The sequence below is a fragment of the Nitratireductor sp. GCM10026969 genome, assembly GCF_042660605.1.
Classification (GTDB): domain Bacteria; phylum Pseudomonadota; class Alphaproteobacteria; order Rhizobiales; family Rhizobiaceae; genus Chelativorans.
Window position 1 is genome coordinate 1 of record NZ_JBHSUM010000188.1, and the last position, 7,340, is coordinate 7,340.

Sequence of the window (7,340 nt, forward strand, 5' to 3'; positions counted from 1 at the left end):
GTCGAAAGGACGGTGCGGTCGAGTGCGCCGGGATCGAGCGAACGCGCGGCCCTCTCGGCCAGCGCCTCGTCATCGAGCGGTTCGCCCGCGTCGGCAAGCGCCTTGGCGACCGCGCGGTAGGTGAGGCCGGTGTCCAGATGGTTCAAGCCGTAGTGGGCGGCGATCCGGCGCGCCAGCGTCCCCTTGCCGGAGGCGGCCGGACCGTCGAGCGCGATGGTCAGTCCTGGAGCCCCGCTCACGTCGCACCTTTCGGAGTTTCTATCCCTGCGCCCATGCCGGTCATCAGGTCCATGAATTCCGGGAAGCTGGTGGCAATCATCGTCTGGTCGTCGATGGTGACCGGCTTTTCCGTGGCAAGCCCCAGCACCAGGAAGGCCATGGCGATACGATGGTCGAGATGGGTCTCGACCTCGCCGCCGCCAAGGCCCTTGCCCTCCGGCCGACCGCGCACGGCCAGGAAGTCTTCGCCCTCCGTGCAATCGACGCCGTTGGCTTTCAGGCCGGCGGCGACGGCCGCAAGGCGGTCCGATTCCTTCACCCGCAGCTCCTCCAGCCCCTGCATCAAGGTCTCCCCTTCGGCGAAGGCCGCTGCCACGGCGAGCACCGGATATTCGTCGATCATGAAGGGCGCGCGCTCGGCCGGCACCGTGACGCCCTTCAAGTCGGAGGCGCGCACGCGCAGGTCCGCGACTTCCTCCCCGCCGGCCGAACGGCGGTTTTCCAGCGCGATGTCGGCACCCATCTGCTGCAGCGTCAGGATCAGCCCCGTGCGGGTGGGGTTCATCAGCACGTTCTCGATCGTCACGTCCGAGCCCGGCACGATCAGCGCCGCCACCAGCGGGAAAGCGGCTGAGGAAGGATCACCCGGCACGGCGATCTCCTGCCCCGTCAATGTGGCCTGGCCCTCGAGGCGGATGTGGCGGGCGCCCTGGCTGTCCGTCTCGACCTCGATCGCGGCGCCGAAGCCGGCCAGCATCTTTTCCGTATGGTCGCGCGTCATCACCGGCTCGACGACGGTGGTCACGCCCGGCGTGTTGAGCCCGGCCAGAAGCACGGCGGACTTCACCTGCGCAGACGGCATGGGCACGCGGTAGGTGATCGGCGCGGCATGTTTCGGCCCGCGCAGGGTGATGGGCAGCCGGTCGCCCTCCCGTGCTTCCAGCACTTGAGTGCCCATCTGCCGCAGCGGGTCGAGCACGCGCGCCATCGGGCGCTTGGAAAGGGAGGCATCGCCGATGAAGCGCGTCGTCATGTCGTAGGTGCCCACGAGGCCCATGGTGAGGCGCGAGCCCGTCCCCGCATTGCCGAAATCGAGCGGCGCTTGCGGCTCCAGAAGACAGCCGTTGCCCGTCCCCTGGATCACCCACGCCGGCCCGTCGCGGGCGATCGCCGCCCCCATGGCCTTCATCGCTTCGCCCGTACGCAGCACGTCTTCGCCCTCGAGGAGGCCGGTGACGCGCGTTTCGCCCGCCGCGAGCCCGCCGAACATCAGGGCGCGGTGGGAGATGGATTTGTCTCCCGGCACGTGCACTTTGCCTGAAAGCGCGGATGATTTGCGGCTGAGCGCGGGTCGGCGGAGCGTGTTGTCGGTCATGGCGTCTCTTCCCTGGGCGGATGGACGTGCCTCTAGCATGCGCGCAGAGCCTGGTCATCCCCTGCCGCGGCCCCGCTTCGGGCGGCGCGAAAAACCGGTTGCAACCGGGCCTTCAATAGGCTTTGACAGGCACGCGATCTGTGGTTATGGGACCCGAAAATTATGGCACGGGGTCGCTTCCGGTTTCGGTCCGCCTCCGGACCCCGGCGGTCGGACCGGTACTTGAGAGACGAGAGGCAAGACGTTGGCTAAACCCGAACTCGGCACAAAACGCATTTGCCCGGAGACGGGCCGCAAATTCTACGATCTCAACAGGGATCCGATCGTATCGCCCTATACGGGGCAGTCCTATCCCCGCAGCTATTTCGAATCGACGGCAGAGATCATCGAAGAGGAAGAGGCCGTCGAGGACAAGGAGCTGAGCGAGGACGGACCGGAGGTCGTCTCGCTGGAGGACGCGGACGAAGAGACGAAGTCCGGCAGTACGGATCTGCCGGATGTCGACGAGGAAGACGTCGATCTCGGCGGCGAGACGGACGATACCTTCCTTGAAGAGGAGGAGGAAGGCGACGACGACGTGAAGGACATTATCGGCGTCTCGGATGACGACGACGAACGCTGATTTCCGTCGCGTCGGCGCGCCGATCGAGACGCGTGATCATGGGGCTTGATTCTGCCATCGGTCGGGTTTAGAAGCCGCGAGCACGTTCGGCGAAAGCCGAAAGACCTCTTCGCCGGAAACGGCATCGGCTCGTCGAGCCGCAGTGTGGGGCCATAGCTCAGTTGGGAGAGCGCTTGAATGGCATTCAAGAGGTCAGGGGTTCGACTCCCCTTGGCTCCACCATCACTCCCCGATGCCTGATCCGATAAGCACTTTTCTGAAACCGCCACCGTCGGCTGGGGCACGTTCTTCAAGCGAGATCTGAGCGGATTTCTTAAGAGGGGTTATGGCGCGCCACCCTGGGTACCGCTCGGCTGCGGGACGGAGCCGGGTTCCCCGCCGGGCAAGCAGTGCAACGCAACCAGGTGTGTTCCTCCACGACGCTCCTCACCACCCGGTTTTTCAAAAAACATGCTCCGGGCGGGACGCGCGAAACGGCTCCGGGTGCGCGGCGGCGCAGCCGTGGCGTCGATTTCATCAATGGTGCTCCTATCGAATTTGTTAACCCTAATTTGACGTTTCACTGATCATTGTCGGTCCCGGGCAAGCGGTGCATCCGCAAGAGGGGCAAATGAACAGATCCCGCATAATCATTCTGGGCGTGGCCATCGCGGCTGCGATCGGAGCGGGCTATATGGCCAAGAATCTGGCCTCCGCCCCACAGGAGGTGGTGGTCAGGGCCGATCCGGTCGAGCCGCAGATCGAACTGGCAGAGGTGCTTGTTCTCGCGCAGGAGGTGCCGATGGGCCAAATGCTCGGCAATTCCCTGCGCTGGCAGGCCTGGCCGGCCGAATCGGTCGACGAGAGCTTCATCACCCGCGCCGCCGAGCCGGAGGCCATGGAGGAACTGAAGAACTCGGTGGCGCGGCTGACGCTGAATTCGGGCGAGCCGCTCCGGCGCACCAAGCTCATCGGCGAGGGCCAGAGTTTCATGTCGGCGATCCTGCCCCCCGGCAAGCGTGCCGTGGCCACCCGGATCGCCGCCGACACCTCTGCCGGCGGCTTCATCCTGCCCAATGATCGTGTCGACGTGATCATGACGCGGCGCAGCCAGAACGCCGCGACCGCCGACGGTTTCATTACCGAAACGATCCTTGAAAACATTCGTGTCCTGGCGATCGACCAGGCCATTCAGGAAGATGAGGAGGGACGGCGCGTCAAGGTCGGCGAGACGGCCACGCTCGAGCTGACGCCCGACCAGGCGGAGGTGATCACGGCCGCCCAGCAGATGGCCGACCGGCTGACCCTTGCCCTGCGCTCGGTGGCCGACGGCCATGCAGGGACGGGCATCGACGGCCGCCACCTCGTCAACGGGGGCGGGCGCGGCAACAGCATAAGGCTGATCAAGTCCGGCGAGCTCTCGATCGTGGGAGCGCGCAAATGAAACCGGAACAGCCACCATTCACCCATGCCGGCTCGAACCGGCAACGCCACATCGTCTTCTCCGCCTTGCTCGGCTTGCTCGCCGCGTCGGTCCTGACGGTCGTTCTTCCGTTCGGAGTTGCGGCCGCCTCCGGCGACATGGTCCGCATAAACCAGAATGCCGGCTCGCAGCGCATCAAACTGGGGCTCAACAAGTCGCTCGTGGTCGACCTGCCGCGCGATGCTTATGACATTCTCGTCGCCAATCCCGCCGTGGCCGACGCCATAACCCGCACGGCGCGGCGCATCTATCTCTTCGGCAAGCAGGTCGGCGAGACCAACATCTTCGTCTTCGGCCCCAACGGGGAGCAGATCGCCAGCCTGGACATCGCGGTGGAGCGCGACGTTGCCGGGCTCGAGAAGCATCTGAAGCGTTACATCCCCAATTCCGACATCGACGTCGAACTGATCAACGACAATGTAGTGCTCACCGGCACGGTGCAGACGCCGCTCGACGCCTCGCGCGCCGCCCAGCTCGCCCAGATCTTCGTGACCGGCGGCGAGGCGACCACCGGCCAATACGCCCAGACGGCGGCCGCGCCCACGGACGGGGGCGGCGTCGCCATCAACAATCCCGACCGGGAGCGTCAGCAAAGCCGAATTGTCAACATGCTGCAGATCATCGGCGAGGACCAGGTGACGCTCAAGGTCACCGTCGCAGAGGTGAGCCGCTCGGTGATGAAGCAGCTCGGCGTCAATCTGATCGGCTCCGGCAGCATCGACGGAATCAGCTGGGGCGCCATCAGCGAGAGCTCCTATGGCCTCGGCAAGCCGCTTTCGGCCTCCGCCTTTTCGCTGGCCGGGTCGACGCTTGCCGGATACCTCAACGCCATGGAGCAGGCGGGGGTGATGAAGACGCTCGCCGAGCCGACGCTCACCGCCATTTCCGGAGAAAAGGCGACGTTCAAGGTCGGCGGCGAATTCAACCTCGTGACGGGACGCTCGAGCGCGGTTTCCGAAGACAATGAAACGGGTCAGCTCACCTATGACGTCGCGCGCATAGAATACGGCATCGGCCTCGAGTTCCAGCCGACCGTGCTTTCGCCCGGCCGCATCAGCCTCAAGATGCGGACATCCGTTTCCGAGCCCACCACGCAAGGGGCGACCACGCTTGAAGGCTCCGTGCGCAACGGGCTTCCGGGAATGACCATGCTCTCCATCCGCAAGCGTCTCGCCGATACCACGGTCGAGCTACCTTCCGGCGGCTCCATGATGATCGCCGGCCTCGTGCAGGACGATGTGCGCCAGGCGATCAACGGCCTGCCCGGCCTGTCGAAGATCCCGGTTCTCGGCACGCTCTTCCGCAGCCGCGATTTCGTGCGCAACGAGACGGAGCTGGTGATCATCGTCACGCCCTACCTGTCGCGGCCGACCCAGCGCAACGCACTGTCCAAGCCCGACGACAATTTCAACCCCCCGAGCGACGGCGCCGGCATCTTCCTGGGCCGCGTCAACCGTGTCTACGGGACCATGAAGACGGATCTGCCGGACGGGCGCTATCACGGCGTCGTCGGCTACATCTACAAGTGATCGGAGGCCGGTTGTCATGTTCGATCCGCGCGCAGGAAATCGGTTTCTCACACCGCTCGCCGCCGTCGCCGCGCTCGTCGTCCTTGCAAGCTGCGCCAACCGCGATTCGGTGACGGTGGGCGCAATCCCAGACGACTACCGCACGCGCCACCCCATCGTCGTCCAGGAAGCGGACGAAGTGCTCGACCTGCCCGTCGGCGCCGCGTCCTACCGCATGACCGGGCAGCAGAAGGCGGCCATCGAGGGCTTTCTGGACCGCTACGGCGACAGCGGTGGCGCGGTCGTGTCGATGCTGGTCCCCTCAGGGTCGGCGAACGCAGCCGCCGCCCGGGAAGTCTCGAGGGACTTCGCCGCGGTCCTCCACGACAACGGCGTGCCGAGGGGCGCCGTCCAGATCCTGTCCTACCGCGCAGACGGCGCCGGCACGGCACCCATCCGCCTGTCCTATCCGCTGGTGAAGGCGACCGTCGGCGCGTGTGGGCGCTGGCCGAAGGATCTTCTCGAAACCCACGAAAACCGGAACTATGCGAACTTCGGCTGTTCCTACCAGAACAACCTGGCCGCGCAGGTGGCCAACCCGGCCGATTTCCTCGGGCCCCGCAAGGTGACGCCGATTGACGCGGAGAACCGGGATTCGGCCATCGGTGACTACAAGGACCGCAATGTCGCCGACGACTTCTGGGTGCGGTCGGAAGTTGAATACTAGGCATGGAGAGCATCTGGACATGACCGGCCTTGCCTATCAGACCGAGCACGGGACGTCCGCAGCGGCAGAGGATGTCACGGCGCTGCAGTCGTTGCGTCCCGTACCGCGCATCTCCATCCAGGCCTTTTGCGAGACCGACGCCGTTGCGAGCCCCATCGAGCGCGCCGGCGAAGACCGCCGCATGGCCAAGGCCCATCTGAAGGTGCGCATGGGCGGCATTCCGGCCGCGCTGGAATTCTATCAGTCCGCGGCCACGCCCAATCTCGTCATCCTGGAATCGCGCGCCGAGCCGCGCGAGCTGCTTGCCTCGCTCGACTCGCTCGCCGACGTCTGCGACCCGAGTACCAGGGTGGTGGTCGTCGGCCACTACAACGACGTCTGGCTCTACCGCGAGCTGATCCGCACCGGCATCTCCGAATATGTGGTGGCGCCGATTTCCATGGCCGACATTGTCGGCGTCATCGCCGGCATCTTCATCGATCCCGACGCCGAGCCGGTCGGACGCTCGATCGCTTTCGTCGGCGCCAAGGGCGGAGTTGGCTCCTCGACACTCGCCCACAATCTGGCCTGGGCCATGTCGAGCCTGTTTGAGAGCGAGGTGGTGGTCGCCGATCTCGATCTGCCCTTCGGCACGGCGAACATCAATTTTGACCAGGATCCGGCCCAGGGGATCGCTGAGGCCGTGTTCTCGCCCGAACGCATCGACGAGGTCTATCTCGACCGGCTGCTGGCGCAATGCGCCGAGCGCCTTTCGCTACTGGCCGCGCCGTCGACGCTCGACCGCGTCTACGATTTCGACGGCGAGGCCTTTGCGCAGATCATCGACACCGCCCAGCGCAGCGCGCCGCTGGTGGTGCTCGACGTGCCCCATCTGTGGACGGGCTGGGCGAAGACGACGCTGGCGCGCGCCGACGACGTCGTGATCACCGCCACGCCGGAACTCGCCAACCTGCGCAACACCAAGAACCTCGTTGACACCTTGAAGAAGCTGAGGCCGAACGACGAGCCTCCCAAGCTGGTCATCAACCAGGCCAATGTACCAAAGCGGCCCGAAATCAGCGCCGACGATTTCTCCGAGCCGCTGGGGCTGACCCCGCTCGCGGTGATCCCGTTCGAGCCGCAGCTTTTCGGCAATGCCGCCAACAACGGGCGCATGCTGGGCGAGATGGACCAGGGCCACGCGGTCGTGGAGATCATCAACGAACTCGCCCACGTGCTGACCGGTCGGCGCGAGGTGAGGCCGAAGAAAAAGCCCGGCCTCGCCGGATTGATCGAGCGCTTGAACCTGAAGAAGTGAAGCGGACGGGAAATGTTCGGCAGAAGAGGCTCCAACACGACGTTCGGCGACGCTCGAGAAACGGTCGCCCCGGTGCCCGCCGGCGAGGCGGCGCGCGGGTCGGAAAGTGAGGCGCGGTCCGCGGCGGCGT

The 7,340-nt window shown here is 65.7% G+C and carries 7 protein-coding genes and 1 tRNA gene; 6 read left to right on the plus strand and 2 right to left on the minus strand.

Annotated elements, in window-relative coordinates; all coding sequences use genetic code 11:
* Together ACFP9U_RS22520 and aroA are read right to left on the minus strand one after the other, a co-directional pair.
* A partial coding sequence (locus tag ACFP9U_RS22520) for a (d)CMP kinase (protein WP_378624897.1) occupies positions 1–239 on the minus strand: 239 nt, incomplete at its 3' end.
* Positions 236–1,594, minus strand: a complete 1,359-nt coding sequence (gene aroA, locus ACFP9U_RS22525) for a 3-phosphoshikimate 1-carboxyvinyltransferase (protein ID WP_378624899.1) — start codon at positions 1,592–1,594, stop codon at positions 236–238. The genes ACFP9U_RS22520 and aroA, both read right to left, overlap by 4 nt.
* A 244-nt stretch (positions 1,595–1,838) precedes the next feature.
* Between aroA and ACFP9U_RS22530 the strand changes: the two genes are divergently transcribed.
* The 6 genes from ACFP9U_RS22530 (at position 1,839) to ACFP9U_RS22555 (ending at position 7,210) form a co-directional block, all read left to right on the plus strand.
* A complete protein-coding gene (locus tag ACFP9U_RS22530) occupies positions 1,839–2,216 on the plus strand; it encodes a TIGR02300 family protein (RefSeq protein ID WP_322451132.1) in 378 nt (125 codons plus the stop codon).
* A gap of 146 nt (positions 2,217–2,362) precedes the next feature.
* A tRNA-Ala gene (locus ACFP9U_RS22535) sits at positions 2,363–2,438 on the plus strand.
* Between the two features lie 388 nt (positions 2,439–2,826).
* Positions 2,827–3,639: a Flp pilus assembly protein CpaB gene (gene cpaB / locus ACFP9U_RS22540; RefSeq protein ID WP_378624901.1), complete on the plus strand. Its 813-nt coding sequence runs from the start codon at positions 2,827–2,829 to the stop codon at positions 3,637–3,639.
* Between the two features lie 137 nt (positions 3,640–3,776).
* Entirely contained in the window at positions 3,777–5,207 is a 1,431-nt protein-coding gene (locus tag ACFP9U_RS22545; RefSeq protein WP_378624905.1) for a type II and III secretion system protein family protein, read from the plus strand.
* A gap of 16 nt (positions 5,208–5,223) precedes the next feature.
* Positions 5,224–5,913 carry a CpaD family pilus assembly protein gene (locus ACFP9U_RS22550; protein WP_378624902.1) on the plus strand — a complete coding sequence of 230 codons (690 nt, stop codon included), beginning with the start codon at positions 5,224–5,226 and terminating at the stop codon, positions 5,911–5,913.
* 19 nt (positions 5,914–5,932) lie between these two features.
* On the plus strand, positions 5,933–7,210 hold the full coding sequence (locus ACFP9U_RS22555) for an AAA family ATPase (RefSeq protein ID WP_378624904.1): 1,278 nt from the start codon (positions 5,933–5,935) through the stop codon (positions 7,208–7,210).
* Positions 7,211–7,340: the final 130 nt, after the last annotated feature.

What these genes read in the sequence shown, in the direction of transcription:
- aroA (WP_378624899.1), bottom strand. Translation starts at nt 1,594, where the DNA reads ATGACCGACAACACGCTCCGCCGACCCGCGCTCAGCCGCAAATCATCC.
- cpaB (WP_378624901.1), top strand. Translation starts at nt 2,827, where the DNA reads ATGAACAGATCCCGCATAATCATTCTGGGCGTGGCCATCGCGGCTGCG.
- ACFP9U_RS22545 (WP_378624905.1), top strand. Translation starts at nt 3,777, where the DNA reads ATGGTCCGCATAAACCAGAATGCCGGCTCGCAGCGCATCAAACTGGGG.
- ACFP9U_RS22550 (WP_378624902.1), top strand. Translation starts at nt 5,224, where the DNA reads ATGTTCGATCCGCGCGCAGGAAATCGGTTTCTCACACCGCTCGCCGCC.
- ACFP9U_RS22555 (WP_378624904.1), top strand. Translation starts at nt 5,933, where the DNA reads ATGACCGGCCTTGCCTATCAGACCGAGCACGGGACGTCCGCAGCGGCA.